The organism is Pantoea sp. Pa-EAmG (assembly GCF_030024295.1).
Classification (GTDB): Bacteria; Pseudomonadota; Gammaproteobacteria; order Enterobacterales; family Enterobacteriaceae; genus Pantoea; species Pantoea dispersa.
In genome coordinates this window covers 1-25,088 of record NZ_JASEWO010000017.1, presented here as the reverse complement: position 1 = coordinate 25,088, position 25,088 = coordinate 1, and the positions used below count along the sequence as shown (strand labels likewise).

Annotated in this window: 24 protein-coding genes; 14 read left to right on the top strand and 10 right to left on the bottom strand. The window is 59.3% G+C overall.

Translation table 11 applies throughout. The features are described from left to right. Position 1: 1 nt before the first annotated feature. The 3 genes from QMM04_RS04385 to QMM04_RS04375 all read right to left on the bottom strand — a co-directional run bounded on the left by QMM04_RS04385 (position 2) and on the right by QMM04_RS04375 (position 3,165). On the bottom strand, positions 2-1,003 hold the full coding sequence (locus tag QMM04_RS04385) for an ABC transporter permease (RefSeq protein ID WP_164861075.1): 1,002 nt from the start codon (positions 1,001-1,003) through the stop codon (positions 2-4). An 18-nt stretch (positions 1,004-1,021) separates the two neighbouring features. Then, positions 1,022-1,768, bottom strand: coding sequence for an ATP-binding cassette domain-containing protein (locus QMM04_RS04380; RefSeq protein ID WP_021509459.1), 747 nt, complete (start codon positions 1,766-1,768; stop codon positions 1,022-1,024). A 359-nt stretch (positions 1,769-2,127) separates the two neighbouring features. Then, positions 2,128-3,165, bottom strand: coding sequence for a LacI family DNA-binding transcriptional regulator (locus QMM04_RS04375; RefSeq protein WP_031280100.1), 1,038 nt, complete (start codon positions 3,163-3,165; stop codon positions 2,128-2,130). A gap of 340 nt (positions 3,166-3,505) precedes the next feature. On the opposite strand from QMM04_RS04375, the gene QMM04_RS04370 reads away from it, so the two are divergent. Further along, positions 3,506-4,456 carry a substrate-binding domain-containing protein gene (locus QMM04_RS04370; protein ID WP_282995711.1) on the top strand — a complete coding sequence of 317 codons (951 nt, stop codon included), beginning with the start codon at positions 3,506-3,508 and terminating at the stop codon, positions 4,454-4,456. Between the two features lie 35 nt (positions 4,457-4,491). On the opposite strand, the gene QMM04_RS04365 is transcribed toward QMM04_RS04370, so the two are convergent. Next, positions 4,492-5,355 carry a PfkB family carbohydrate kinase gene (locus tag QMM04_RS04365; RefSeq protein WP_282995710.1) on the bottom strand — a complete coding sequence of 288 codons (864 nt, stop codon included), beginning with the start codon at positions 5,353-5,355 and terminating at the stop codon, positions 4,492-4,494. Positions 5,356-5,382: 27 nt separating this feature from the next. On the opposite strand from QMM04_RS04365, the gene QMM04_RS04360 reads away from it, so the two are divergent. From QMM04_RS04360 to QMM04_RS04330, 7 genes are read left to right on the top strand one after another with little or no spacing between them, the layout of a single operon-like run. Continuing rightward, positions 5,383-6,228: a BtpA/SgcQ family protein gene (locus QMM04_RS04360; RefSeq protein ID WP_058758763.1), complete on the top strand. Its 846-nt coding sequence runs from the start codon at positions 5,383-5,385 to the stop codon at positions 6,226-6,228. Beyond that, on the top strand, positions 6,228-6,884 hold the full coding sequence (locus QMM04_RS04355; RefSeq protein ID WP_125311197.1) for a TenA family protein: 657 nt from the start codon (positions 6,228-6,230) through the stop codon (positions 6,882-6,884). Before QMM04_RS04360 ends, QMM04_RS04355 begins: the two co-directional genes overlap by 1 nt. Continuing rightward, entirely contained in the window at positions 6,877-7,644 is a 768-nt protein-coding gene (locus QMM04_RS04350; RefSeq protein WP_104093608.1) for an ATP-binding cassette domain-containing protein, read from the top strand. The genes QMM04_RS04355 and QMM04_RS04350 overlap by 8 nt, the downstream gene beginning before the upstream one ends. 24 nt (positions 7,645-7,668) lie before the next feature. Continuing rightward, positions 7,669-8,640 (top strand): autoinducer 2 ABC transporter substrate-binding protein, encoded by a 972-nt coding sequence (locus QMM04_RS04345; protein WP_058758760.1) that lies wholly within the window; start codon positions 7,669-7,671, stop codon positions 8,638-8,640. A gap of 11 nt (positions 8,641-8,651) precedes the next feature. Next, positions 8,652-9,593: an ABC transporter permease gene (locus tag QMM04_RS04340; RefSeq protein WP_058758759.1), complete on the top strand. Its 942-nt coding sequence runs from the start codon at positions 8,652-8,654 to the stop codon at positions 9,591-9,593. Further along, the gene (locus QMM04_RS04335) at positions 9,590-10,534 is read left to right on the top strand and encodes an ABC transporter permease (protein ID WP_282995709.1); all 945 of its coding nucleotides are present in this window, start codon (positions 9,590-9,592) and stop codon (positions 10,532-10,534) included. The genes QMM04_RS04340 and QMM04_RS04335 overlap by 4 nt, the downstream gene beginning before the upstream one ends. A gap of 3 nt (positions 10,535-10,537) precedes the next feature. Further along, a complete protein-coding gene (locus tag QMM04_RS04330; protein ID WP_058758757.1) occupies positions 10,538-11,872 on the top strand; it encodes an ArgE/DapE family deacylase in 1,335 nt (444 codons plus the stop codon). A 50-nt stretch (positions 11,873-11,922) separates the two neighbouring features. On the opposite strand, the gene QMM04_RS04325 is transcribed toward QMM04_RS04330, so the two are convergent. The 5 genes from QMM04_RS04325 to paoA all read right to left on the bottom strand — a co-directional run bounded on the left by QMM04_RS04325 (position 11,923) and on the right by paoA (position 16,343). Further along, positions 11,923-12,210 (bottom strand): type II toxin-antitoxin system RelE/ParE family toxin, encoded by a 288-nt coding sequence (locus QMM04_RS04325; protein WP_058770149.1) that lies wholly within the window; start codon positions 12,208-12,210, stop codon positions 11,923-11,925. Next, positions 12,207-12,458 carry a type II toxin-antitoxin system Phd/YefM family antitoxin gene (locus QMM04_RS04320; RefSeq protein WP_104093611.1) on the bottom strand — a complete coding sequence of 84 codons (252 nt, stop codon included), beginning with the start codon at positions 12,456-12,458 and terminating at the stop codon, positions 12,207-12,209. The genes QMM04_RS04325 and QMM04_RS04320 overlap by 4 nt, the downstream gene beginning before the upstream one ends. Before the next feature lie 131 nt (positions 12,459-12,589). Further along, positions 12,590-14,779, bottom strand: coding sequence for an aldehyde oxidoreductase molybdenum-binding subunit PaoC (paoC, locus tag QMM04_RS04315; protein WP_282995708.1), 2,190 nt, complete (start codon positions 14,777-14,779; stop codon positions 12,590-12,592). Then, the gene (locus QMM04_RS04310) at positions 14,776-15,732 is read right to left on the bottom strand and encodes a xanthine dehydrogenase family protein subunit M (protein WP_282995707.1); all 957 of its coding nucleotides are present in this window, start codon (positions 15,730-15,732) and stop codon (positions 14,776-14,778) included. Before QMM04_RS04310 ends, paoC begins: the two co-directional genes overlap by 4 nt. After that, positions 15,729-16,343, bottom strand: coding sequence for an aldehyde dehydrogenase iron-sulfur subunit PaoA (gene paoA, locus QMM04_RS04305; protein WP_282995706.1), 615 nt, complete (start codon positions 16,341-16,343; stop codon positions 15,729-15,731). The genes QMM04_RS04310 and paoA overlap by 4 nt, the downstream gene beginning before the upstream one ends. Positions 16,344-16,579: 236 nt before the next feature. On the opposite strand from paoA, the gene QMM04_RS04300 reads away from it, so the two are divergent. The 5 genes from QMM04_RS04300 (at position 16,580) to QMM04_RS04280 (ending at position 23,078) form a co-directional block, all read left to right on the top strand. Beyond that, complete coding sequence (locus QMM04_RS04300; protein ID WP_282995705.1) at positions 16,580-17,506, top strand: aminoimidazole riboside kinase; 927 nt, start codon at positions 16,580-16,582, stop codon at positions 17,504-17,506. A gap of 161 nt (positions 17,507-17,667) precedes the next feature. Beyond that, on the top strand, positions 17,668-19,194 hold the full coding sequence (locus QMM04_RS04295; RefSeq protein WP_282995704.1) for a carbohydrate porin: 1,527 nt from the start codon (positions 17,668-17,670) through the stop codon (positions 19,192-19,194). Positions 19,195-19,258: 64 nt separating this feature from the next. Next, a complete protein-coding gene (locus QMM04_RS04290; RefSeq protein WP_282995703.1) occupies positions 19,259-20,629 on the top strand; it encodes a sucrose-specific PTS transporter subunit IIBC in 1,371 nt (456 codons plus the stop codon). Then, positions 20,629-22,038, top strand: coding sequence for a sucrose-6-phosphate hydrolase (locus QMM04_RS04285; RefSeq protein ID WP_282995702.1), 1,410 nt, complete (start codon positions 20,629-20,631; stop codon positions 22,036-22,038). Before QMM04_RS04290 ends, QMM04_RS04285 begins: the two co-directional genes overlap by 1 nt. 29 nt (positions 22,039-22,067) lie before the next feature. Continuing rightward, a complete protein-coding gene (locus QMM04_RS04280) occupies positions 22,068-23,078 on the top strand; it encodes a substrate-binding domain-containing protein (protein WP_058770156.1) in 1,011 nt (336 codons plus the stop codon). A gap of 24 nt (positions 23,079-23,102) precedes the next feature. On the opposite strand, the gene QMM04_RS04275 is transcribed toward QMM04_RS04280, so the two are convergent. Next, complete coding sequence (locus tag QMM04_RS04275; protein ID WP_021509440.1) at positions 23,103-23,807, bottom strand: MgtC/SapB family protein; 705 nt, start codon at positions 23,805-23,807, stop codon at positions 23,103-23,105. A gap of 388 nt (positions 23,808-24,195) precedes the next feature. Between QMM04_RS04275 and QMM04_RS04270 the strand changes: the two genes are divergently transcribed. Next, positions 24,196-24,888, top strand: coding sequence for a hypothetical protein (locus QMM04_RS04270; protein WP_282995701.1), 693 nt, complete (start codon positions 24,196-24,198; stop codon positions 24,886-24,888). Positions 24,889-25,088: the final 200 nt, after the last annotated feature.

Below are 25,088 nucleotides of genomic sequence, written 5' to 3'. Positions count from 1 at the left end.
GCTATCCTTTGGCGGGCGCGCGGCTCGGGTTGAGAATGCGGGTGTTGAGCCAGATGGCGAGCAGAATGATGGTGCCAGTGGCGATCTGGGTATAGAACGGCGAGATATGCGACAAAATCAGGCCGTTCTGGATAATGGCAATCGACAGCGCGCCGAGCAGCGTACCGATCACGGTTCCAAAGCCGCCAAACAGGCTGGTACTGCCCAGCACCACCGCCGCAATCACCTGCAGTTCAAAACCTTCGCCCTGGTTAGAAGAGCCGCTGCCGAGGCGCGCGGTGATGATCATGCCAGCCAGCGCCGCCGCCATACCGCTGAGAATGTACACTTTCATGGTCACCGCTTTGGTATTGATACCGCTGCGGCGTGCGCCTTCCGCGTTGGCACCGATGGCGGTGACGTAGCGGCCAAAGCGCAGGTGATTAAGCACAATGTGACCGGCCAGCAGCACCACGATGCCGATCAGCGCCGGCATGGGAATCCCCAGCACCCAGGCGCGACCCATAAAGGTGAACAGGCTGTCAGCCGGCACCGGAATCGAATAGCCCTGCGTCACCAGCAGCGCGATGCCGCGCACCACTGCCAGCGTGGCCAGTGTGACGATAAATGCCGGTATCCCTTCCCAGGCGATAAAGAAGCCGTTGATGGCGCCCACCAGCGCACCGAGCAGCAGCCCGCCAATCAGCACCACCGGCCACGGCAAGCCCCAGTTATTGAGCGCAATGGCCGACAGCGCGCCCACCAGCGCCAGCGTCGAGCCGACCGACAAATCGATGCCGCCGGTAGTAATCACCAGCGTCATCGCGGTGGCGACGATCAGCAGCGGCGCACTTTGCCGGATGATATTCAGCCAGTTGGTACTGGTAAGAAAGTTGCTGGTGATCAGCGAAAACACCACGCAGCAAAAGACAAAAAACAGCGCGATGCTCACCACACCCGAATGGTTATGCAACAAGCGGCGCGGCAGAGAGTGCTGGATCATGCGTGAACTGCCCAAATTCATGATGCTCATCCTGTTACCTCAGTGTGCTGCCGCGGACTGCGCGGTAAATTTCTCACCCACGATCAGGTTGACGATATCGCTCAGGCTGGTGTCCGCCACGCGACGATCGGCCACGTTAGTGCCCTCGTACATCACCATGATGCGATCGCACACCAGGAACAGATCCTGCAGCCGATGGGTGATGAGGATCACGCTAACGCCACGCGCCGACACGCGGCGAATCAGCTCCAGCACCGCCTCGACTTCCGCTACCGCCAGCGCGGCAGTGGGTTCATCCATAATCAGCACTTTAGGATCGAACGCGGCGGCACGGGCGATAGCAATCGCCTGGCGCTGCCCGCCGGAGAGGTTACGCACCAGCAGACGGGTATCAGGAATCGAGATGCCCAGACCTTTCAGCATCTCACGCGCCTGCGCATGCATTGTGGCCTGATCGAGAAACGGCACGCCGAGGATGCGTCTGGTCGGTTCGCGGCCCATGAACAGGTTACCGGCCACGTCAACCGTGTCGCACAGCGACAGATCCTGATAAACCATTTCGATATGGCAACGGCGCGAATCCGCCGGATTGCTGAAGTGCTGCTGTTCACCATCAATGCGGATCGCGCCGCTGGTGGGGATCACCGCGCCGGACAGCACTTTGGTCAGCGTCGATTTGCCGGCACCGTTGTCACCCACCAGACCGAGCACTTCGCCGGGGGCCAGCTGCAGATTGACGCCGCGCAGAGAACGAATTGAGCCGTAGGTTTTGGTGATGTTAATCATCTCAACCCGGGCCGGAAGAGCTGGTAATTGCTGCATTGGATCACTCCCATCAACGCCTGTGGGAAATGTTTAACCGGTCGCGAAAAGAGGCTATCTGACACGATTTACAATCTAGTAAACCGGTTTACCTGCCAGATAAACCCTTAATTCACAGCAACAGGGTAAACGCTACAATGATATTTACTCGCCAGGTATGACATTGCAGCATCCATGCCAGCCTGAATAACAGGCACTGCACTCGCGGCTAACTTGTTGTAATACATCGTATGTTATGTAATCAGCAAGTAAACCGGTTTACTCACTATACCGCTAACGGAAAAAATCGCTCACTTTTTGCGCCATGATTGTGCAGTTTTGCCTCATTTTGGGACATCGCTAACAAATCCCACCGAATCGCGACCAATCCATTCCACCGGTAAACGTGTCTCCATCGGGATGCTGCTGTCGTTGTTGAGCAGGCGCAGCATAATGCTTACCGCCGTGTGGCCCAGCTGGCGCGCTGGCTGGCGGATGGTGGAGATCCGCGGCTGGGTCAGATCGCTGTAGTTGGCGTCATCGAAGCCGACCAGCGACAGCGCCGCCGGTGCCTGCAGGCCGATGGCGCGCAGACCGTCGAGCAGTCCCAGCACCAGATAGTCACTGGCGGCGAATACGGCGGTAGGGCGCGGCGTGCAGCGGAACAGGTGCTGCAACGCCTGCTGACCAAATTCGCGTTCGTAGTTGCCATACATCACCCATTGCGGCGGTACGGTTAAACCGGCCTGCTGCATCGCGGTGCAAAAGCCAAGATAGCGTTCGCGCACGCTCATCAGCTGCTCCGGGCCGCCGATAAACGCAATCTGCGTATGCCCGGCGGCGATCAGCTGCTCGGTGGCCATGCGGCCCCCCTGCACGTTATCCGCAAAGACCTTCGGCACGTTACTGCCGGGAATGTCTTCATCCAGCAGCACCACATGGCGCTGCCGCTGGATCTCGTCGCGCAGCAGGCCGTTGTCCGGCCGGTTGGTGGTGAACAGCAGGCCATCCACCTGGCGCGTATCCAGCCAGCGGATAAACTGCGCCTCTTTGTCCGGGTTGTTGCGCGTGATGCACAGCACCAGACTATAGCCGTGCGCTGACGCCGCTTCTTCGGCGGCATCCGCCAGTTCGGCAAAAAACGGGTTAGTGATATCCGGCAGCACCAGGCCCAGGGTTTCGCTGCCGCCTTTGCTTAAACGCCGCGCAAGAGAATTACCGCGATAGTCCAGCGTGCGGATCGCGCTTTCAATGCGGTCAACGGTGTCCTGCGGCAGCACAATACTGTGATTCAGATAGCGTGACACCGTGGCTTTTGACAGGCCAGCCAGCTTTGCCACGTCAGATAACAACACGCGTTTTGTACTCATCCATTTCGCCATGTTTGCCGGGGTGGCTTATCTGTAACACAGTTAAGCGCGACTAATACAGCGCTTTCCCGATTGCGTCGCTGGAGAAATAAACACTTGACAAAAAAATTCGTCGGGCGAATTGTATAAAGCGTTTACCGCAGTACCGGGATTAACTTCCCAACCCGACATTGTTTTTTTCACCCCGCACTCCCAGTGGATGGGATGCCGAAAAAGACAACGCCGGCGGCATCAAAACAAGGCATTATCGCCGTGCTCAGAATCATTGAACTGATATTTACCTGCCAAAAAAAACGCTCAGCGGTACGTCGCTGAGAAGCGCTGGTTATTATTATTCCCGACGAGGAACTCAATGATGTCATCTTTCAGCGGAAAACTGCGTTCACTGTTCGTTGCGAGTGGTTTACTCGCCGCAGGTTCATTATGCGTTCAGGCTCACGCCGCACCCACTTATGCGTTAGTCCAGATTAATCAGCAGGCGCTGTTTTTTAATCTGATGAATCAGGGCGCACAGGAAGCGGCCAAAGCCAGCGGTAAACAGCTGGTGATTTATAACGCCAACGATAATCCCGTGGCGCAAAACGATGCGATTGAAAACTATATTCAGCAGGGAGTGAAAGGCATTCTGGTGGATGCGATCGATGTCAACGGTATTATGCCAGCGATAAAAGAAGCCGCAGCGGCGAATATTCCGGTGATTGCGATTGATGCCGTATTGCCTGCCGGTCCGCAGGCCGCGCAGGTGGGCGTAGATAACCTCGAAGGCGGAAAAATCCTTGGTAAATACTTTGTCGATTATGTTGCGAAAGAGATGGGCGGCAAAGCGCGACTGGGAATTGTCGGCGCGCTCAATTCGGCCATCCAAAACCAGCGTCAGAAAGGTTTTGAAGAGACGATTAAAAGCAACAGCCAGATAACGGTCGCCGATGTGGTCGATGGGCAGAATATTCAGGACAACGCCATGACCGCTGCCGAAAACCTGATTACCGGCAACCCGGATCTCACCGCGATCTATGCCACCGGCGAGCCGGCGCTGCTGGGTGCCATTGCCGCAGTAGAAAACCAGGGACGGCAGAAGGACATCAAGGTATTCGGCTGGGATCTGACGGCAAAAGCCATCAGCGGCATTGACGGTGGCTACGTTACCGCCGTGCTGCAGCAGGATCCGAAGAAAATGGGTGAAGAAGCGCTGAAAGCGCTGAATAGCCTGACGGCCGGTAAAACCGTGAGCAAAACCATTCTGGTTCCGGCCACGGTGGTGACCAAAGCCAACGTCGACAGCTACCGTTCGCTGTTTAAGTAACTGCCAGGCGCAGACGCGAACGTCTGCGCCCAGGCTTAGCGCTGCGCCAGAATACGCTGTAATTCATCAGCATCGGGAAACGCGTTCAGCGTGCCGGTGCGACTGACGGTGATCGCCGCCGCCGCGCTGGCATGCTGCAGCGCCAGCATGTCAGGCGCGACGCCGCGCAGCAGGGCAGACGCCAGCAGCACGGCGAGGAAGGTGTCACCGGCGCCGGTGGTATCGACGGCCGCGACGTTAATCGCCGGGCAGAACACGCGCTGATTGCCGCGCATCAGCAGCGCACCGGCAGCACCCTGGGTAATCACCAGCGTGTTAACGCCGGCGGGTTGCAGCAGATCGGCTTCCGGTTGATTGACTACCGCGATGTCAATCAGTGGCCAGAGATCGGCGAAGTCCGGATTGACCGGCGAAGGATTAAATACCGTGGTTAAGCCGTGCGCTTTTGCCCAGTTAAATAACCGGCGGGTTTTATCCACAGAAAAATTGCCCTGCTGCAGCAGAATATCGCCGGCAGCGGCATCGGCTAAGTAAGCCAGGATAATATCCGCTGCCAGCGCGTCGGCCGCGGCGGTGGTAGTAATAATGGCATTATCGCCATCGCTGCTATTAAAAATAATTGAGGAGTCACTGTGCGCAGACAAAAAATGAGGCGGCAGTAGGGTTAATTTCTCGTGCCGGATGCGTTCGCGGATCCACTGGCCGTTAATATCATCGCCAGTGGCGCTAATTAAGCGCGTATGGATGCCGCAACGCGAAAGTATGATTGCCTGATTGGCGCCTTTGCCACCGATATCCTGCGCAATTTTTTTGCCATGAATTGATGCGCCTTTTTCAGGGAGTTGATCGATGGACCAGGTTTCATCCACCACAATATTGCCTGCAACATAGACACGCATAGTTTTCTCATTAATAAGGTGAAAGAGATGGCTTCTATATCAGCAGAAAAAAGTAACGCGATACAAGATATTTTTTCACGCAGTAAAGCGGTGATTGGGGTTATTCACTGCGATGCCTTTCCCGGCTCGCCGAAATATCGCGGTAAACCGGTGAGTGAAATTATCGATTGCGCCCTGCGCGATGCGGATAATTATCTGGCTGGCGGCGTGCACGGTTTAATTGTTGAGAATCATGGCGATATTCCCTTTGCCAAGCCCGACGATATTGGTCCGGAAACGGCGGCATTTATGGCGGTGATCACCGATAAAATCCGCGAGCGTTTTGCTGCACCGCTGGGAATTAACGTGCTGGCCAATGCGGCAATCCCGGCAATTGCCACGGCATTAGCCGGCGGGGCGGATTTTGTGCGCGTTAACCAGTGGGCCAATGCCTATATCGCCAATGAAGGTTTTATCGAAGGGGCAGCCGCTAAAGCGCTGCGCTATCGCAATCAGCTGCGGGCCGATCACATCCGCGTATTTGCCGATAGCCATGTTAAACACGGCAGCCACGCGATTGTCGCCGACCGCTCGATTCAGGAGCTGACGCGTGACGTCGACTTCTTCGAAGCCGATGCGGTGATCGCCACCGGCCAGCGCACCGGCGACAGCGCCACGCTGAGTGAGATCGACGAAATCCGCGCCGCAACTGCCTTGCCGCTGCTGGTGGGCTCAGGCGTGACGCCGGACAACGTCTGTCAAATCCTTGGCCGCACGCAGGGGGTGATTGTCGCCAGCACGCTGAAAGTCGATGGCGTGTGGTGGAACCCGGTGGAACTGGCGCGCGTGAAGCACTTTATGGCGGTGGCGCAGGCTGCGCTGGAGGAGGCGTAATGGAAAGCTTCAGCGATCGGCTGCTGACGCAGCATCAGGCGCTGTGGCAGGCGATGCAGCAGCACCGCTTTGTCGTCGACATTGAGCACGATCGGCTGCCGGCCAGCGTGTTTAATCGTTATCTGGTGTTTGAGGGTAACTTCGTCGCCACCGCCATCGCTATTTTTGCGCTGGCGGTGAGCAAGGCGCCCGGCATTCGTCAGCAGCGCTGGCTGATTGGCGTGCTCAATGCGCTGGTGGATACGCAAATCGCCTGGTTTGAGGCGGTGCTGGCGCGGCGCGGCATTCAGCCAGCGGATTATCCGGACGATCTGCCCGGCGTCAGCGCATTCCGCGATGGCATGCTGAAAGTCGCGCAGCAGGGCAGCTATGCGGAAATCATCACCCTGATGTTCGGTGCCGAGTGGATGTATTACCACTGGTGCCTGCGCGTCAGCGCGCAATCGCAGCAGGACGCTGACGTACGCCGCTGGGTAGAGATGCATGCTGAAGACGAGTTTCATCAGCAGGCGCAGTGGCTGAAAACCGAGCTGGACCAGTGCGCACTGACGCTCAGCGCGGCGCAACAGACGCAGCTGTCGCAGCTTTACGCCCGCGTGCTGCAGTGGGAGATCGATTTCCACAGCGCGGCTTACCCGGAGAGCGCCCATGACTAGCTGTTTCATCGAAGCGCGCAACATTGGCAAACGCTTCGGCGCGTTAACGGCGCTTAGCCAGGTCAATCTGTCGATCCATCGCGGTGAAGTGCTGGCGCTACTGGGTGACAACGGCGCGGGCAAATCGACCTTTACCAAAGTGTTATCCGGCGCGTACAGCGCCAGCGACGGCGAGCTGTGGGTAGACGGCAGGGCGGTGAAATTCACCTCGCCGCGTCAGGCCGCCGATCACGGTATTGCCACCATCTATCAGGAGCTGGCACTGGCAGAGAATCTGTCGATTGCCGAGAACGTGTTTCTTGGCCGCGAGCTGAAGCGCCGCGTGCTCGGCATTCCTTTTCTGCGCCGCCGCGCGATGCGCGAAACGGTGGATCGACTGCTGACCGAGCTCGATGCGCACATTTCCGATGCCGAAGCGGCGGTCGGCAGTCTGTCCGGCGGCCAGCGCCAGGCGGTGGCGATCTGTCGCGCACTCAATCTCAACGCGCAGCTGGTGATCATGGATGAACCCACCGCCGCGCTGGCGGTCGCGGAGACGCAGAAAGTCCTGCAGCTGACGCGCCGACTGGCGGAACGCGGCTGCGCCGTGGTGCTGATCAGCCACAACATCAGCGATGTGTTTGCCGTGGCCGATCGCATGGTGGTGTTTCGTCGCGGCCGCAAAATCGCCGAGCGCCGTCACGCGGACACCACGCCAGACGAAATCGTTGCACTCATTACCGGTGCGCATCCTGATGCGCGCATTTTCGAAAACACCTAAGCACTCACACCAGGGGAAATCATCATGCATCGCATTGCTACTGCTGTTTGTTCGCTGTCGTTGCTGGTATCGGGTTACGCCTTCGCGGCACAAAAGGTGGCCTTCGTGCCGCAAATCATCGGTATTCCCTATTTTCAGGCGATGGAGGCGGGCGGCAAGCGCGCCGCGCACGATCTCGGCGTGGAGTTTGTCTACAGCGGTCCGGTAGATACCAACCCGATGGATCAGCTGCAGATCGTGCAGAACCTGATTGCGCAGAAGGTAAATGCGATTGGCATCAGCGTGCTGGATGCCTCCAGTATTGCGCCGGTGATGGCGCAGGCGCAGGCGAGTAATGTGCATCTGTTCACCAGCGACAGCGATGCGCCCGACAGCGGGCGGCCGGTCTATGTGGCGCAGGCCACCGATGAGGGCCTGGGCGATACGGTGATCGATGAGATGGTCAAACGCGTCGGCGAGCGCGGCAAAATCGGCATCGTCTCCGGCGAAGCCACCGCGTCCAACCTCAACAGCTGGATTGGCTTTATGCAGCAGCGGGTGAAAAGCAAATATCCGCACATTACGCTGCTCAAACCCCAGTACGCCGGCGGCTCCGCCAGCCGCGCGGCGCAAATCACCACCGATTTGATGTCCGCTAACCCCGATCTGAAAGGGGTGATTGCCATGGCCTCCACAACCTGTCCGGGCGTGGCGCAGGCCATCGAAACCGCCGGCAAAAACGGCAAGGTGATTGGCAGCGGTTTCTGCAGCCCGAACACCGCGCGCGCCTACCTGAAAAGCGGGGCGTTTGGCTACACCGTGCTGTGGGACCCGGAAAAGCTTGGCTATCTGACGGTGTGGGCGGGCAAACAGCTGATCGACGGGAAAGCCTTTGCCGCCGAAAACCACGTTCCCGGCTTTGCTCAACCGGTGACCTTTGACAGCAAAACCGGTGTGCTGCTGCTCGGCAAGCCGGCGGTGTTCACCAAAGATAACGTCGACCAGTTCAAATTCTGACGAGGCCTGTGATGCATATGACTTCGCGGGAAATCGTCCTGCTGGCGATCGCCGTGCTGGCTGGCGCCTGCTTTACGTGGTTTTCACCGTGGTTTGCCACCGCTGACAACCTGTTGACCATTCTGCGCAACAGCAGCGAACTGCTGCTAATTGCGCTGGGTATGACGCTGGTGATCGCCATGGGCGGTGTCGATGTGTCGGTGGGCGTGGTGATGGGCGTGGCCGCGTGGGGCGTCGGACAACTGCTGATGCTGCAATCCCCGCTGCTGGCGGCGCTGGCCGGACCGCTTATTGGCCTGCTGGCAGGGCTGATCACCGCGCTGGTAGTGGTGATTGGCCGCATTCCGGCGATTGTTGGCACGCTGGGGCTGTTCGGCGTCTGGCGCACGGCGCTGTTTGTGCTGCTGGGCGGGCAGTGGCTTTCCGGTCTGCCGGGCGATCTGACGCATGCACTGATGCGGCCGCTGCTGGGACTGCCGCTGATGGCCTGGCTGATTGTCGCGGCCTGGGCGCTGGTGTGGCTGGCGCTGCGCCATACGCCGTACGGGTTATGGCTGCTGGCCGCCGGCAACTCCGAAGAAAAAGCGCGGCTGGCGGGCATTCCGGTGACCCAGGTGCGTGTCGCGACCTTTGCTCTCAGCGGCGTGCTGTGCGGCCTGGCCGCCACCTGCTACATCGCCACCTATCGTAACGTGGAGATGACCGTCGGCGGCACGCTGGCACTGGAGGCGATTGCCGCGGTGGTGCTGGGCGGCACGCGCATTACCGGCGGCTCCTGCAGTCTGCTCGGCACGCTGCTCGGCGTACTGCTGTTGCGCATTCTGCAAAATGGCCTGCTGCTGATTGGCGTGCCCTCGCTATGGCAAACCGTGGTTACCGGGGCGGTGCTGTTGCTGGTGCTGAGCAGCGAAGCAGCCAGTGGGCGGCTGTTATCGCTAAGGAGGCTGGCATGAAACTGTGGCGCAAAGCCCCCGATCTGACGCTGCTGCTGGCGCTGTGGCTGTTGCTGCTGGGGGCCATCGCGATTGTGCTGCCGCAGATGCTGGCGGCATGGTCGCTGACCTCCATCCTGCAGTTTGCCACGCTGCTGTCGCTGGTGGCGCTCGGGCAGTCGCTGGTGGTGATGACTGGCGGCGGCGGCATTGATTTGTCGGTTGGCGGTAACGTTTCGCTCTCGGCGGTCATCGGCATGCTGGCGCTCGATCAGGGCATTGCGTCCGGCTGGCTGCCGCTGATTTGCCTGCTGAGCGGTAGCCTGGCCGGCGCGCTGAACGGCCTGCTGGTGGCGCGCTTACGCCTCTGGCCGCTGATCGTTACGCTGGGCAGTTTTTATCTGTTCTCCGGCCTGGCGCTGGCATTAACCGGTGGTGCGGCACTGGCCGGCGTGCCGCCACTGCTGACGCAGTGGGGCCGGGCGGCCATGCTGTCCGTTCCCTTGCCTTTCTTAACCTGTGTCATCCCTGCGTTTCTGCTGGCGTGGCTGATTCTCAGCAACAGCGCGTGGGGCAAATGGATTTACGCCTGCGGCTTCAACGAGCATGCCACGCGGCTGGTGGGCATTCCGGTCGATCGCCTGCGGCTGCTGGTTTACTGCCTGAGCGGCGCGCTGGCGGGCTGCGCCGGCTTTATTTCCCTGTGCTGGCTCGGTAGCGCCCGCCCGGAAATCGGCGTCAATCTTGAGCTGGAATCGCTGACTGCCGCGCTGCTGGGTGGCGTGGCGATCTTTGGCGGGCGCGGCAGCGTAGCTGGCGTTCTCGCCGCCGCGCTGATGCTGGTCACCCTCAAAACCTGCATGTTGCAGCTGGGGCTGAACAGCGTGTGGCAGCTGGGCGTGGTGGGCATGCTGTTAATCATGGTGTTAATGGCACAACGGCTTTTTATCTATCGGAGATAACACATGAGTCTGACTGAAAAAATTAGCGCGCACGTCGATGCCAGCGCGCAGCGTATCGCGCAGACATTATGCGACCTGCTGGCGTTTCCCTCGGTGGTAAAGGTCGATCCGCGCGAGGCCGGGCCAGGCGAGCGCGACTGCCAGCGCTACCTGCAGCAGCGGCTGATGGCGCTGGGCATGGACACTGATTTGTGGGATCCGGATGGCCCGGCGCTGTACCAGAAGTATCAGGGCCGCCCGGGCGCCAATAAAGGCCGCACCTTCGAAGGCCGTCCCAATCTGGGCGGCACCCTGAGCGGATCCGGTGGCGGCAGGTCGCTGATGCTTACCGGCCATATTGACGTGGTACCACCGGGTCCGGCTGAGCACTGGCACAGCGATCCTTTTGTGCCGGAGATCCGCAACGAGGCGGTGTATGGTCGCGGTGCGGTGGACATGAAAGGCGGCGTGGCCTGTATGCTGATGGCGGTGGAGCTGCTGCAGGATCTCAACGTGCAGCTGGCTGGCGACGTGGTATTCACCACGGTGGTGGATGAAGAGATCGGCGGCATGGGCTCGCTGGCAATGGTGGATCGCGGCTTCAAAGCCGATGCCGGTATCATGACGGAGCCCACTGCCAACCGCATCGCGCCGATTTGCCACGGCATTTTGTGGGCGCGCATCATTCTGGATGGCATCGGCGGTCATGCGGAATTAACGCCGAACAGCTGGGACAGCAGCGGTCCGGTTGATGCCGTGATGTTGTGTCGCCAGATGCTGGACGGGCTCGATGTGCTGAACCGCCGCTGGCAGACGCAGCCCGACAAAAACCATCCACTCATGGATCTGCCCAACCAGATTATCGTGACGCAGCTGAAAGTGGGCGAGCATCCGGCGTCGATTGCCGGCCGCGCCGAGATCGTCATAGATGTGCAGTATCTGCCGGCAGAAAAGGATGAGATGGGGCTGGGCGGTAAGGTAAAACAGGAGATTGAGGCGCACGTGGCGAAGGTGTGCGCGCTGGATCCTTACCTGGCAAAGCATCCGGCGCGCGTGGAGTGGATACTGGACGCCGACTGCGCCGAGATCCCGGCCGATCATCCTTTTGTCAGCGCTTTTCAGCAGGGCGTGAGTGACGCGGCACTGAGCCCGCAGCTGGCCGGCTTTGGTGCCCACAGCGACATTGGCTTGCCCAGCACGCTGGGCCAGACGCCGACGGTCAACTTTGGTCCCGGCGATCCGGCGCTGTCGCATCAGCCTAACGAACATGTGCCGATTGCCGATCTGGTGGCCTGTACCAAAGCCATTGCGCTAACCCTGGTGCACTGGTGCGGGCTGGCGAAGGAAGCGGGGCGCTGAGAGCATTAACCACCGCAGTGACGCTGGCCGCAGAGGGCCGGCGTCACGCGTTAGCGCATTCTGTCACTGGCAAGGTGATAAACGTCACTGCGCTCGCGTTTACCCACCGCGACCACGGCGATGATCAACTGGTCATCAATCACCTGATAAACCAGGCGAAACCCGGAAGCCCTGAGTTTAATTTTGTAGCAGTCTTTAATGCCACGCAATTTGGCTGAGGGGATATGAGGATTTTCACAACATTTTTTGAGTTTTTTGGCAAACTGCTGCTGAATGGCTTTATCCAGCTTATGCCACTCCTTCAGGGCTTCTTCCCTGAACTTAACTGTCCATGTCACAGAAAGCTGTCCAAATCCACGTCAATCAGCGGCTGCTGTTGGCGTTCAGTTACCTTTTTAACCAGTTCCTGATCGTCCAGCGCTTCCAGCATTTGCTCGTAAAGTTGTGCGGGAACACAATAAAAGGCGGGCTGATTACGATTGAGAATCGCCACCGGCAAGCCTTCTCCCGCATTGACGGTCGCCATAGGATTCTTTTTTAATTCACTGACGCTGGCGCTCATATCGCTGAGAATGATGTTTGGCATACGTCTCTCCAGACTGGTTAACAGGTCTCAATATTATCAGATTGATGACCTGTTAACCAGTCCTGACGGCTCAGCCACTTACGCTTTTCCACCCTCCGCCAGCCAGCATGCACTGGCGGAGGGGACCTGCATTACGGCTGATCGGGCAGCGCGGCGAGTAACTTATCCAGCGTCACCGGATAGTCTCTCACTCGTACGCCGGTTGCATTGTAGACCGCATTAACCAGCGCAGCACCGACGCCACACAGCCCCAGTTCACCGACGCCTTTGGCTTTCATCGGCGAAGAGACTGGGTCGGTGTCATCGAGGAAAATCACCTCCTGCTCAGGCACATCGGCGTGTACCGGCACTTCATAGCCTGCCATGTCGTGATTGACGAAGTAGCCGAGCCGGGTGTCCACCGCCAGCTCCTCCATCAGCGCGGCGCCGAGGCCCATGGTCATCGCGCCGATCACCTGACTGCGCGCGGTTTTGGGGTTGAGAATGCGCCCCGCGGCACATACCGCCAGCATGCGCCGCACGCGCACTTCGCCGGTGGCGCTATCGACCGCCACTTCGACAAAATGACCGGCAAAGGTGGATTGCTGGAAGGTTTTGTCCAGATCGCCGAATTCCATGGTCTCTTCCGCCATCAGCGGACCCGCCGCAGTGAGTGGCAGGCGCTGCCCGCTGGCGTGAATGTGCCCATCGGCAAACTCTGCGCTTTCCGCATCCAGACCCAACTGTGCGGCAACCTTCTGGCGTAGCCGGACGCAGGCCGCATACACCCCGGCCGTGGAGGTATTGGCTCCCCACTGGCCACCCGAACCCGCCGAGACAGGAAACGCCGAATCGCCAAGCCGCACGCTGACCTGCTCAATCGGCACGCCCATCATCTCGGCTGCCGTCTGGGCAATGATGGTGTAGCTGCCGGTGCCGATATCGGTCATATCGGTTTCGACAGTGATTGTGCCTTGCGCATCCAGCTGCACGCGCGCGGCGGAGGGCGCCAGCAGGTTATTACGGAAACCGGCTGCCACGCCCATGCCCACCAGCCAGCGCCCCTCGCGCCGCTGCCCGGGTTGCGCACTGCGCTCCGCCCAGCCAAATTTGCTGGCGCCGGTGCGCAGGCATTGCACCAGCTGGCGGCGTGAAAAGAAGCGCTCCGGATGCAGCGGATCGACCTGTGTATCATTGATGATGCGAAACTCAACCGGGTCGATACCGGCGATGGCGGCCATTTCATCCATGGCAATCTCCAGCGCCATCAGACCGGGCGCTTCACCCGGCGCACGCATCGCGTTGCCCTCGGGCAGATCGAGTTCGGCGAGGCGCAGCCCGGTAAGCCGGTTGGCGGCGGCGTAGAGTAATTCAGTCTGCTGCACCGCAGTTTCCGGCGTTCCGCCCGGCAGATTACCGGACCAGCTTTCATGGGCAATGGCGGTGAGATGGCCTTGCGCATCGGTAGCTAATCGGATGCGCTGCCGCGTCGCTGGCCGGTGCGTGGTGTTGTTGGGGATCATCGGGCGCGGCACCATCACTTTCACCGCGCGTCCCACGGCGCGCGCCCCCAGAGCCGCCAGCAGCGCATCGCTTCGTAAAAACAGTTTGCTGCCGAAGCCACCGCCGACGTAAGGAGACAGCACGCGCACCTTTTCCATCGGCATGTCGAGCGTGTGCGCCAGGTCGGTATGGCACCAGTTAATCATCTGATTCGAGGTCCAGACCGTCAGGTGATCGTCCTGCCACAGCGCCATGGAAGCGTGCGGTTCCATTGCCATATGGCTTTGATCGGGCGTGGTGTAGGTGGCGTCCAGCGTAAAGGCTGCGCTGTGCAGGGCAGCATCGACGTCGCCCAGTGTTTTATCCGGCTCACCTTCGGGTGACGTTGTCACCTCTGGCTGGGCCGCTTCAAGATCGTAAGCCCCCGTTTCAGCCTGGCAGTTAACCTTAACCAACTGCGCGGCTGCACGTGCCTGCTCAAAGGTCTCCGCCACCACCAGCGCCACGGCCTGGTGATAGTGTTCGATTTTATTATTCGCCAGCAGCGTCGCAGTGTTGCGCTCTGCCTTGTTGAGCTTGCCGGCGGTTGCTCCGGTGACGATGCCGAGCACGCCCGGTGCCTGTGCTGCGGCGTGGGTATCAATCGAGAGAATATTGCCTTTGGCAACTGGCGCGCCGACCACATAACCGTAGGCTGCATCCGGTGCTTCAGCGTGCCATTCATAGGCGTAATGCGCCGAGCCGGTGGTTTTTAACGGGCCGTCGATGCGCGCCAGCGGCTGGCCGACAACGCGCTGCTGGTCGAGAGGATTGGCGGTTGCTGGTGTGTCAAATTTCATGCGTTGCTCCTCGCTTCCGCGATCGCTGAGGCGAGCGTGCGCTGCGCCAGCAACAATTTGTATCGGTTGGCTTCAGTGGGACGCGCATCAGCAAACAGCACATCGCAGACCGCCTGCGCCCCGTGAGGAAGCTCAGTATCCGCCGCCGCGCTGCGCCACGGCTGATGGGCCACGCCGCCGACGGCCACCCGGCCGCCACCCTCAGGCAGGATAACCGCTGCTACTGAGACCAGCGCAAAGGCGTACGAAGCGCGATCGCGCACCTTACGGTAAATGTGCGTGCCACCCAGCGGTGCAGGCAGGGTAACCGCAACGATCAGCTCACCCGGCTGCAGCACGGTTTCGATATGCGGCGTGTCGCCCGGTGCGCAGTAGAATTCAGCGATGGGAATGGCGCGCTGGCTGCCATCAGGGCTGACGGTTTCAATCACCGCATCCAGCAGTCGCATCGCCACCGCCATATCGCTGGGATGGGTGGCAATACAGGCTTCGCTGACACCCACTACCGCATGCTGGCGGCTGAATCCTTCGCGTGCGGCACAGCCCGTACCCGGCTGACGCTTGTTACAGGGTTGATTAACATCGTAAAAATAGGGACAGCGCGTGCGCTGCAGCAGGTTGCCGGCGGTGGTGGCCTGATTGCGCAGCTGGCCAGAAGCACCCGCCACCAGCGCGCGCGTCAGCACGGCATAGTCGCGCCGGATGCGCGCGTCTGCCGCCAGATCGGTATTGCGCACCAGCGCACCAATACGTAAGCCGCCCCCGGCGGTGGGCTCAATGCTGTCCAGCGCCAGTCCGTTAACATCAATCAGGTGCGCCGGGGTTTCAATTTCCAGCTTCATCAGATCAAGCAGATTGGTACCGCCGGCGATAAAGCGTGCGCTCGGATGCTGCATCGCGCTGCTGGCAGCCTGTGCGGGCGTCGCTGCCCGTTCAAAGGTAAAGGCTCTCATGCTTTCTGGCCTCCGGCGTACTCTTCAATGGCGGCAAGGATGTTGGCATAAGCGCCGCAGCGGCAGAGGTTGCCGCTCATGCGCTCACGAATTTCTTCATCGCTCAGCGCTGGCGCGGCGGTCAGATCGCCCGTGACATGGCTGGGAATGCCCGCCGCAATTTCCTGCAGTACCGCCAGCGAGGAGCAGATTTGCCCCGGCGTGCAGTAGCCGCACTGATAGCCGTCGTGGCGGATAAAGGCGGACTGCAGCGGGTGCAGATCATCCGGCGTGCCGACGCCTTCAATGGTGGTCACTTCGGCATCCTGCTGCATCACCGCGAGAGTGAGGCAGGCGTTGATGCGCCGGCCATTGACCAGCACGGTACAGGCACCGCACTGACCGTGATCGCAGCCTTTTTTGGTGCCGGTCAGGTGTAATTGCTCGCGCAGCGCGTCCAGCAGCGTGGTACGGGTATCCACGTTAAGCTGCTGAGGTTCGCCGTTCACCTGCAGCGTGACCGGCACCGTGACGGGGGCCGGCCCGGTGGCACCGGCTGTCAGCCGGGCTCGCTCTGTCTCTTCCTGCTGCGGTGAATACCGCTGCGTCTTCTCATCGCGTGGGTTGCTCATGCCTTTGCCTCCGGACAAGTGGCGAAATGAAATCTCAATGACACCGATTTTTATAAGGTTTTGGAAAACTTTAAGCATAGACGTCAATACGCAGACGACCATGCGGCAGGGCGAAACCGATCCCAGCAACGGACAAGTCTGAAGCCTGTCGGTCTGTTCACGGTGACAAATACCCACATTCATGATTAATATGCATGCTTTGCTAAACCGTTTTAGCGATTAGGTGAGACTGAATCATGATGAAACGTATCTGGTGTCTGGGTGATGCCGTAGTGGATTTGCTGCCTGATGACGCAGGCCGTTTGTTGCAGTGTCCCGGCGGCGCGCCCGCCAATGTGGCAGTGGGTATCGCCCGGCTGGCGGGCAGTAGCGGATTTATCGGACGGGTGGGCGACGATCCTTTTGGCCAGTTTTTGTGTCAGACCCTGGCGCAGGAAAAGGTGGATGTTTCCCATATGCGCAAAGATGTGCAGCAGCGCACCTCCACGGTGGTCGTGGCCCTGGATGAGCAGGGCGAGCGTACCTTTACCTTCATGGTGCGCCCCAGCGCCGACTTATTTCTCACGCCAGACGATTTACCGCGGTTTCAGTGTGGCGAGTGGCTGCACTGCTGTTCGATTGCGTTACTCGCCGAGCCGTCGCGCACGGCGGCGTTAACCGCCATGCAGCGCGTGCGTGAGGCAGGCGGTTTTGTCAGCTTCGATCCGAATATCCGTCTCGATTTGTGGTCCGATCCGGCAGAGCTGCTGCAATGCCTCAGTGCGGCCCTGCAACGGGCGGATGTAGTAAAGCTCTCCGTGGAAGAACTGGCCTTCATGACGGATACCGCCGACATTGACAGCGGCATCGCGCAACTGGCGCAGCGCTTCTCCGTTAAATTGTTGTTAGTCACGCAGGGCAGCGCTGGCGTGCGTGCTTGTTTTGATGGCCGGCAAACTCACTATCCCGCGCGCGCGGTGATCAGCGTGGATACCACCGGTGCCGGCGATGCCTTCGTGGCGGGACTGCTGTGGGAACTGGCGCAGCGGGGTCTGCCGGCGGAGGAAGCGCAGCTGGCGGCCTGCCTGCGCACGGCGCAGGCGTGCGGGGCGCTGGCCACCACTGCCAAAGGCGCAATGACCGCGTTACCCAACTATCAACAGCTACAGCAGCACAGTATCTGACCCTGCCGTTTTCCCTGTTTTGCGATGTATCTCACATCCACTAAACCGGTTTAGCAAAATCCATTGCGCTTTAAAAAACGGCGCCGCTATGATGCGGTGCCTAAACCGGTTTAGCAAAATAAATACATCTGATGATAGCTTTGCCTCAGGGATACAAAACAGTGAAAAAAAGTCTAATCGCTATAACCCTTAGTACGATATTAGGTTCAGGTTCAGCCTGGGCCGCAACCGACATGAGCAGCATCGAAGCGCGTCTGGCGGCGATGGAAAAACGGCTGGCCGCGGCTGAACAGCGTGCCAGCGTGGCGGAGCAGCGCGCGCAGGCAGCGGAACAGCAGGTGCAAAAGCTGGCTGCGGTGCAGCAGCAGAACCCGACGCCGGTTGCCGTGGCACAGACCGAACCGCAGGCCGCTCAGCCTGTTGCGCCCGCCGCCAGCAGCGAGTCAGAGGGCTTTGAGTTTCATGGCTACGCGCGTTCCGGCCTGTTGATGAACAGTTCCGCCGCCAAAACTCAGGGCGGGCCCACCGTCACGCCAGCCGGTGAGACCGGCGGTCACGTCGGGCGGCTCGGCAATGAGCCGGATACCTACGTTGAACTTAACCTCGAACATAAACAAACGCTGACCAACGGTGCCACCACGCGCTTCAAGGCGATGCTGGCTGACGGACAGCGCACCTACAACGACTGGACCGCCGCCAGCAGCGATCTCAACCTGCGTCAGGCGTTTGTCGAGCTGGGGCAGCTACCGACCTTCACCGGCGCGTTTAAAGACACCACGGTGTGGGCCGGTAAGCGTTTCGATCGCGATAACTTCGACATCCACTGGATCGATTCCGATGTGGTGTTCCTCGCCGGAACCGGGGCCGGTATTTACGACATGAAGTGGGGCGATGACGCCCGCAGCAACCTGTCGATTTATGGCCGCACCTTCGGTGACATCGAAAATAACGAAAACACCGCGCAAAACTACATTCTGTCGCTGAATAACTTCGTCGGCCCGCTGCAGCTGATGGTGAGCGGCATGCGCGCCAAAGATAACGATCAGCGCACCGATATCGACGGTCGTCGCGTGAAAAGTGATGCTGCTAATGACGGTGTGCACGCCCTGGTCGGATTGCACAACGACAGCTTCTACGGCCTGGGTGAAGGTTCAGCGAAAACCGCGCTGCTGTACGGTCATGGCCTCGGCGCAGAAGTGAAGAGCATCGGTTCCGACGGCGCGCTGTTGCCGCAGGCGAATACCTGGCGGCTCGCCAGCTACGGGATGACGCCGCTGGGCGCGGGCTGGCACATCGCGCCGGCGCTGCTGGCGCAGAGCAGCAAAGACCGCTACGTCAAAGGCGACAGCTATGAGTGGGCCACCGTGAACCTGCGCCTGATTCAGGAATTTACGCAGAACTTTGAGATGCAGTATGAAGGCTCATATCAGTACATGGATCTGCGGCCTGAAGGCTATAACAATCGTCAGGCCGTCAGCGGCAACTTCTACAAGCTCACCGTCGCCCCCACGCTCAAAGCCAGCGATGTGGGCGAATTCCTCAAGCGTCCGGAAATCCGCCTGTTCGCCAGCTGGATGGACTGGGATCATCGTCTGGATAACTACGCCAGCGATGACGCCTTTGGCAGCACCGGCTTTAAGTCCGGTGGCGAGTGGAACTTTGGCGTGCAAATGGAAACCTGGTTCTGATGAAACGGCCCGCGTGCGGGCCGCTTAGCGCATGATGGCATAACAACCAAAAATAGAGGTTACTATGGATTTTGTTACTCTTTCCCGGTCGCTGCTGCCGCTGCTGGGAGGCCGGGAAAATATCGCCAGTGCGGCGCACTGCGCCACACGTTTGCGCCTGGTGCTGATGGATGACGCCAAAGCCGACACCGCCGCGATTGGCAAGCTGGAGGGCGTGAAGGGCTGTTTTCGCAATGCCGGACAGCTGCAGGTGATTTTTGGCACTGGCGTGGTGAATAAAGTGTATGCCGCGTTTATCCGCGAAGCTGGCATCAGTGAAACCAGCAAGTCGGAAGCGGCGGATATCGCTGCGCGCAAGCTCAATCCGTTCCAGCGCATTGCGCGTCTGCTGTCGAACATTTTTGTACCGATCATCCCGGCGATTGTGGCCTCTGGCCTGCTGATGGGACTGCTCGGCATGGTTAAAACCTACGGCTGGGTTAACCCCGACAACGCGCTGTATATCATGCTGGATATGTGCAGCTCGGCGGCCTTTATTATCCTGCCAATCCTGATTGGCTTCACCGCGGCGCGTGAGTTTGGCGGTAACCCGTTCCTCGGCGCCACGCTCGGCGGCATCCTGACGCATCCGGCGCTCACCAACGCCTGGGGCGTGGCGGCCGGCTTCCATACCATGAACTTTTTCGGTATCGAAGTGGCGATGATCGGCTACCAGGGCACGGTGTTTCCGGTGCTGCTGGCGGTGTGGTTTATGAGCGTGCTGGAGAAGCAGCTGCGCCGGGTGATTCCGGACGCGCTGGATCTGATCCTGACGCCGTTCCTGACGGTGATTATCGCCGGCTTCGTTGCGCTGCTGGTGATTGGTCCGGCAGGGCGGATGCTGGGCGATGGTATTTCATTCGTCCTCAGCACGCTGATTGCCCATGCCGGCTGGCTGGCCGGACTGGTGTTTGGCGGGCTTTACTCAGTTATCGTGATCACCGGCGTGCACCACAGCTTCCATGCGATTGAAGCCGGGCTGCTGGGCAATCCGGCGATTGGCGTCAACTTCCTGCTGCCGATTTGGGCGATGGCTAACGTGGCGCAGGGCGGTGCCTGTCTGGCGGTATGGTTCAAAACCAAAGATGTGAAAATCAAAGCCATCTCGCTGCCGTCCGGCTTTTCAGCGCTGCTGGGTATTACCGAGGCGGCGATTTTCGGTATCAACCTGCGCTTTATGAAACCCTTTATCGCCGGCCTGATTGGCGGCGCGCTGGGCGGTGCCTGGGTAGTGTCGGTGCATGTGTATATGACGGCTGTCGGTCTCACCGGGCTGCCGGGCATGGCGATTGTGCAGGCCAGTTCGTTGCTTAACTATGCCATTGGCATGGTGATTGCGTTCAGCAGCGCATTTATGATCTCTTATCTGCTCAAATACAAAACGGACGCGGAATAATGGCGGCTTCTACATTGTTACCCGATATTTTACAGGCGGTGATGCGCGGTCAGCCGCGCGCGCTGAGCGACCCGCATTATCCGGGCTGGCATCTGGCACCCGTCACCGGATTACTTAACGATCCGAACGGCTTTATTCACTTCGCCGGGCGTTACCATCTGTTCTATCAGTGGAATGCGCTGGGCTGTCAGCATCAGCATAAATGCTGGGGCCACTGGAGTTCCGCCGATCTGCTGCAATGGCAGCATGAACCCATAGCGCTAATGCCGGATGAAGAGTATGACCGCAGCGGCTGCTATTCGGGCAGCGCCGTTGATGACAATGGCGCGCTGACGTTGATCTATACCGGCAACGTGAAGTTTGCCGATGGCGCGCGTACCGCCTGGCAGTGTCTGGCGGTGCAGAATGCGCAGGGCGGCTTTGACAAACTCGGGCCGGTGATCGCGCTGCCCGACGGCTATACCGGACACGTGCGCGACCCGAAAGTGTGGCGGCATGGCGAACACTGGTTCATGGTGCTGGGCGCGCAGGATTTGCAAAAGCAGGGCAAAGTATTGCTGCTGCGCTCGGCGGACCTGCGTGAGTGGCGCAATCTGGGCGAGATTGCCGGCAACGGTCTGAACGGGCTGGCGGCAGCCAGTTATATGTGGGAATGCCCGGACATGTTTACCCTCGGCGATACCACCTTCCTGATTTGCTGCCCGCAGGGGCTTGCGCAGGAACAGCATCGTTTTCTCAATGCACATCCCAGCGCGTGGCTCTCCGGCGATCTTGATTACGCTAACGCCAGCTTTAACCATGGCGAATTGCATGAGCTTGACGCCGGTTTCGAATTTTACGCGCCGCAAACCACGCTAACCGCCGACGGACGCCGGCTGCTGGTGGGCTGGATGGGCGTGCCGGACGGCGAGGAGATGCTGCAGCCTACGGTGGCCAATGGCTGGATCCATCAGATGACCTGCGTGCGCGAACTGGGCACGCGTGATGGCCGGCTGTTCCAGCGTCCGGTTACTGAACTGCAGGCGCTGCGCAGCGCTGAACAGCACTATCAGGGGCCAGCCGCCGATGCGCCGGTCATTGATGCGCAGCGGCTGGAATTACTGCTGAGCGGGCAGGGCGACATCACCCTGAACTTCGCCGACCAGTTACGGCTGGAGTGGCGGGCCGACGGGCTGCGGCTCGCGCGGCGCAGTCTGGCAAACGGCGAGTGGCAGTTCCGTTACTGGCGCGGCGCGGTGAATCAGCTCCAGTTACTGTGCGATCACTCCAGCGTCGAGATTTTCATTAATGAAGGGGAAGGGGTGATGAGCAGCCGCTACTTCCCGGCGCATCCGGCGCAATTAACCCTGACCGGACACGCAGAAGTGACGGCGCGCTACTGGTCGTTACGGCCGTGCATGGTAGAATAAGTCATTGTTTCCTTAACCGATGCACTGACGTGAGAAAAACCAAACGCGTTACCATAGCGGATATCGCCGCGCTGGCGGGGGTGTCCAAAGCCACCGCCAGCCTGGTGCTGAATGGCCGTGGCAAAGAGTTGCGCGTGGCGAAAGAGACGCGTGAACGGGTACTGACGCTGGCGCGCGAACATCACTACCAGGCCAGTATTCACGCGCGCTCGCTGCGCGATAATCGCAGCCATACGCTGGGTTTAGTGGTGCCGGAGATCACCAACCATGGTTTTGCCGTGTTCTCGCACGCGCTGGAAAATCTGTGTCGCGAGGCGGGCTTACAGCTGCTGATCTCCTGCACTGACGAGAACGCCGGGCAGGAGCGGGTGGTGGTGGATAATCTGGTGGCGCGTCAGGTGGATGGGCTGATTGTGGCGTCCAGCATGTTAAGCGACAGTGACTACGTCAAACTGAGCGATCAGCTGCCGATCGTGCTGTTTGACCGCTACGTTAATGACACGCAGCTGCCGCTGGTGATGACCGATTCGGTCACGCCGACTGCCGAGTTGGTGGAACGGCTGGCGCGCGCCAATCCGGATGAGATTTATTTCCTTGGCGGTCAGCCGCGTCTGTCACCCACCAAAGATCGTCTGGCCGGTTTCATGCAGGGTCTCGAACGGGCAGGTGTGACGCCACGGCCGGAGTGGATCATTCACGGCAACTATCACCCAAGCAGCGGTTATGAAATGTTTGCCGCACTGTGCGCCCGGCTGGGGCGTCCGCCCAAAGCGATTTTTACCGCCGCCTGCGGTCTGCTGGAAGGAGTGTTGCGTTACATGAGCCAGCATCACCTGCTGCACAGCGACATCCGCGTGGCCAGCTTTGACGACCACTACCTGTATGACTCACTAACTCTGCCGATCGATACCGTCGAACAGGATGTGCCGCGCCTGGCGCAGGAGTGTTTTACGCTGCTCACTACCATGATTAACAGCGATGAACCCATCAGCCAGCATACCGTGCTGCCGGCAACGCTGCGGCTGCGCTTTGGCAGGTAGCGCAGCCGCATCGCGTTTAACGACTCAATCGGTCTCCGGCTCACACACCTGCCATCTGACCGAGCTGACGCCTTTTTCCAGGCTGATGCGGCTGACCAGATTTTCCAGCTGATCGGTCAGGCTGGGTTTACCCAGCACTTCCGCATTCACCGCCATGCGGTGTGAGGGTTCCAGATCCTCACTGTGCAGGGATTGCAGCCGCAGACCGCTGCCGCCAAGGCTGTGCAGCATCAGGCTGCGCACCTGTACCTCATCGGCCGCCAGACAGATGATCTGCACTTTGTAATACTGGCTGGCGTCCTCCGCAGTAATGATGCTTTGCCGGTTGATGCCCTGTGCCAGTTCGCGCAGCAGGATGTTGGCGCACAGAATTACTACGCAACCGATGCCTGCTTCCAGCAGCAAGCCCATGCTGCATAACACGCCAATCGCCGCGGTGCACCACAGCGTGGCGGCGGTGTTAAGGCCGCGCACATTCAGGCCATCGCGCATAATGACGCCACCGCCGAGGAAGCCAATGCCGGAAACCACATAGGCCGCCACGCGCGAGGCATCTGCGGCAATTCCCGGTACGCTTTGCGTCATCAGCACAAACAAACAGGCACCGGTGCTAACCAGCGCATTGGTGCGCAGCCCGGTCAGGCGCTGACGCAGCTGGCGCTCGCTGCCAATCAGCGCGCCCAGAATCAGCGCGACCGTGACGCGCAATAAAAAGATTTTCCAGTCCATGTCAGACCTCACTCCATCACCGCCGGGCAATGAATATTCAGGGTTATAAGAATGGATTACAGCGGGGCCAGACAGAACGCCGGACTCCGGGGGGCGGGAAATCCACCGTCTTAACGCTGGGCTAAGACAGCGATGAGGCTATCTCAGCATCGGCACCGATTGTAATCGTGTGGGACAGGTGTCCAATTGTGTATCCTCATCAGTAAAAATTTCGCCGGCATTGTAGACGCTTTGCTCCGTCAGAGCGAAGACAAATCGCGCATCGTTTAAGCGGGGTTGAACAGGCATGAGATAATCACGCGTTTTCATTACAATCAGGCTGGGGTATCTGCTAAAAAACGTTTCATAATTAATTATCTGCGCTCATCCAAATACCCTAAGGTCTGACATGCAACCAATCAGTCTGCAAACCCGGTACCGTTCTGCAAACGAAAACACCATCGCGTTGTGGGCGAAAAATGCAGGCATCGGAAACATCCGTGAAGAGAATTACTACGATCTGGTAAAACTGGCGCTTGCCGCAGGGATAAAGCCGTCAGTTCCCTTACCGGTGTTACGTCTGATTGATGAATTGCAACGACTCACACTGGCAGATCCGCTTGCCGATACGCTGCCAGTGCAAGGCCTTCATTTTACTTTTTTGCCTCTGACTTTGCCGCTGTATAACGTCAACGAGCCTTTACCAGCGAAAGTGGCGCAACTGACCACGATCTGGAAGGAATTTGCTGCGAAAAAAATCGTTATCCGGGATCTGCGCTTGGTGGCATTGCCTGGCCAGTTATTGCTTGCGGGCATACCTGACACGTCAGCGATTGCCATGCGCCAGTCATTCTGCGACAAGGTTCTGGATTCAGACTGGGAAAATGAATTGCTGATGCGGCATGGCAACAGCCCGTTGCCGGCACCATTCTGGCACAGCACGCTACTGCGCTACAGCGCTGAGTTTTTACCCGCAGTTTTGCGTCAATTCATTTATGAACGTCAGGACATCAATTTCGGTGCGGTGGCGGGAGAATTGATGTTGACGAAGACTAACTACAACTGGACGAAGTGTTATCCGTTATTGCCGGCGAGGGTTTAAATATGGTGAGTGCGCCATAATTGGCAGCCATTAAACAAATGGGGCTGTGTGCGGATGTTACTGATTTATCTCTCAGGCTAAAGTACGCATAATCATGATTATGTTAAATAAGATATCTGATCACGTATCTCAATCCTTCAGTTTCGCCCTTCACGCCTCTTACCAGGCCCACAATTCATCCCACCTAGACCACGCAATGT

What these genes read in the sequence shown, in the direction of transcription:
- QMM04_RS04285 (WP_282995702.1), top strand. Translation starts at nt 20,629, where the DNA reads ATGGCGGCTTCTACATTGTTACCCGATATTTTACAGGCGGTGATGCGC.
- QMM04_RS04340 (WP_058758759.1), top strand. Translation starts at nt 8,652, where the DNA reads ATGCATATGACTTCGCGGGAAATCGTCCTGCTGGCGATCGCCGTGCTG.
- QMM04_RS04275 (WP_021509440.1), bottom strand. Translation starts at nt 23,807, where the DNA reads ATGGACTGGAAAATCTTTTTATTGCGCGTCACGGTCGCGCTGATTCTG.
- QMM04_RS04335 (WP_282995709.1), top strand. Translation starts at nt 9,590, where the DNA reads ATGAAACTGTGGCGCAAAGCCCCCGATCTGACGCTGCTGCTGGCGCTG.
- paoA (WP_282995706.1), bottom strand. Translation starts at nt 16,343, where the DNA reads ATGAGCAACCCACGCGATGAGAAGACGCAGCGGTATTCACCGCAGCAG.
- QMM04_RS04360 (WP_058758763.1), top strand. Translation starts at nt 5,383, where the DNA reads ATGGCTTCTATATCAGCAGAAAAAAGTAACGCGATACAAGATATTTTT.
- QMM04_RS04300 (WP_282995705.1), top strand. Translation starts at nt 16,580, where the DNA reads ATGATGAAACGTATCTGGTGTCTGGGTGATGCCGTAGTGGATTTGCTG.
- QMM04_RS04270 (WP_282995701.1), top strand. Translation starts at nt 24,196, where the DNA reads ATGCAACCAATCAGTCTGCAAACCCGGTACCGTTCTGCAAACGAAAAC.
- QMM04_RS04385 (WP_164861075.1), bottom strand. Translation starts at nt 1,003, where the DNA reads ATGAATTTGGGCAGTTCACGCATGATCCAGCACTCTCTGCCGCGCCGC.
- QMM04_RS04365 (WP_282995710.1), bottom strand. Translation starts at nt 5,355, where the DNA reads ATGCGTGTCTATGTTGCAGGCAATATTGTGGTGGATGAAACCTGGTCC.
- QMM04_RS04380 (WP_021509459.1), bottom strand. Translation starts at nt 1,768, where the DNA reads ATGATTAACATCACCAAAACCTACGGCTCAATTCGTTCTCTGCGCGGC.
- QMM04_RS04290 (WP_282995703.1), top strand. Translation starts at nt 19,259, where the DNA reads ATGGATTTTGTTACTCTTTCCCGGTCGCTGCTGCCGCTGCTGGGAGGC.
- QMM04_RS04330 (WP_058758757.1), top strand. Translation starts at nt 10,538, where the DNA reads ATGAGTCTGACTGAAAAAATTAGCGCGCACGTCGATGCCAGCGCGCAG.
- QMM04_RS04355 (WP_125311197.1), top strand. Translation starts at nt 6,228, where the DNA reads ATGGAAAGCTTCAGCGATCGGCTGCTGACGCAGCATCAGGCGCTGTGG.
- QMM04_RS04350 (WP_104093608.1), top strand. Translation starts at nt 6,877, where the DNA reads ATGACTAGCTGTTTCATCGAAGCGCGCAACATTGGCAAACGCTTCGGC.
- QMM04_RS04375 (WP_031280100.1), bottom strand. Translation starts at nt 3,165, where the DNA reads ATGGCGAAATGGATGAGTACAAAACGCGTGTTGTTATCTGACGTGGCA.
- QMM04_RS04345 (WP_058758760.1), top strand. Translation starts at nt 7,669, where the DNA reads ATGCATCGCATTGCTACTGCTGTTTGTTCGCTGTCGTTGCTGGTATCG.
- paoC (WP_282995708.1), bottom strand. Translation starts at nt 14,779, where the DNA reads ATGAAATTTGACACACCAGCAACCGCCAATCCTCTCGACCAGCAGCGC.
- QMM04_RS04320 (WP_104093611.1), bottom strand. Translation starts at nt 12,458, where the DNA reads ATGCCAAACATCATTCTCAGCGATATGAGCGCCAGCGTCAGTGAATTA.
- QMM04_RS04310 (WP_282995707.1), bottom strand. Translation starts at nt 15,732, where the DNA reads ATGAGAGCCTTTACCTTTGAACGGGCAGCGACGCCCGCACAGGCTGCC.
- QMM04_RS04370 (WP_282995711.1), top strand. Translation starts at nt 3,506, where the DNA reads ATGATGTCATCTTTCAGCGGAAAACTGCGTTCACTGTTCGTTGCGAGT.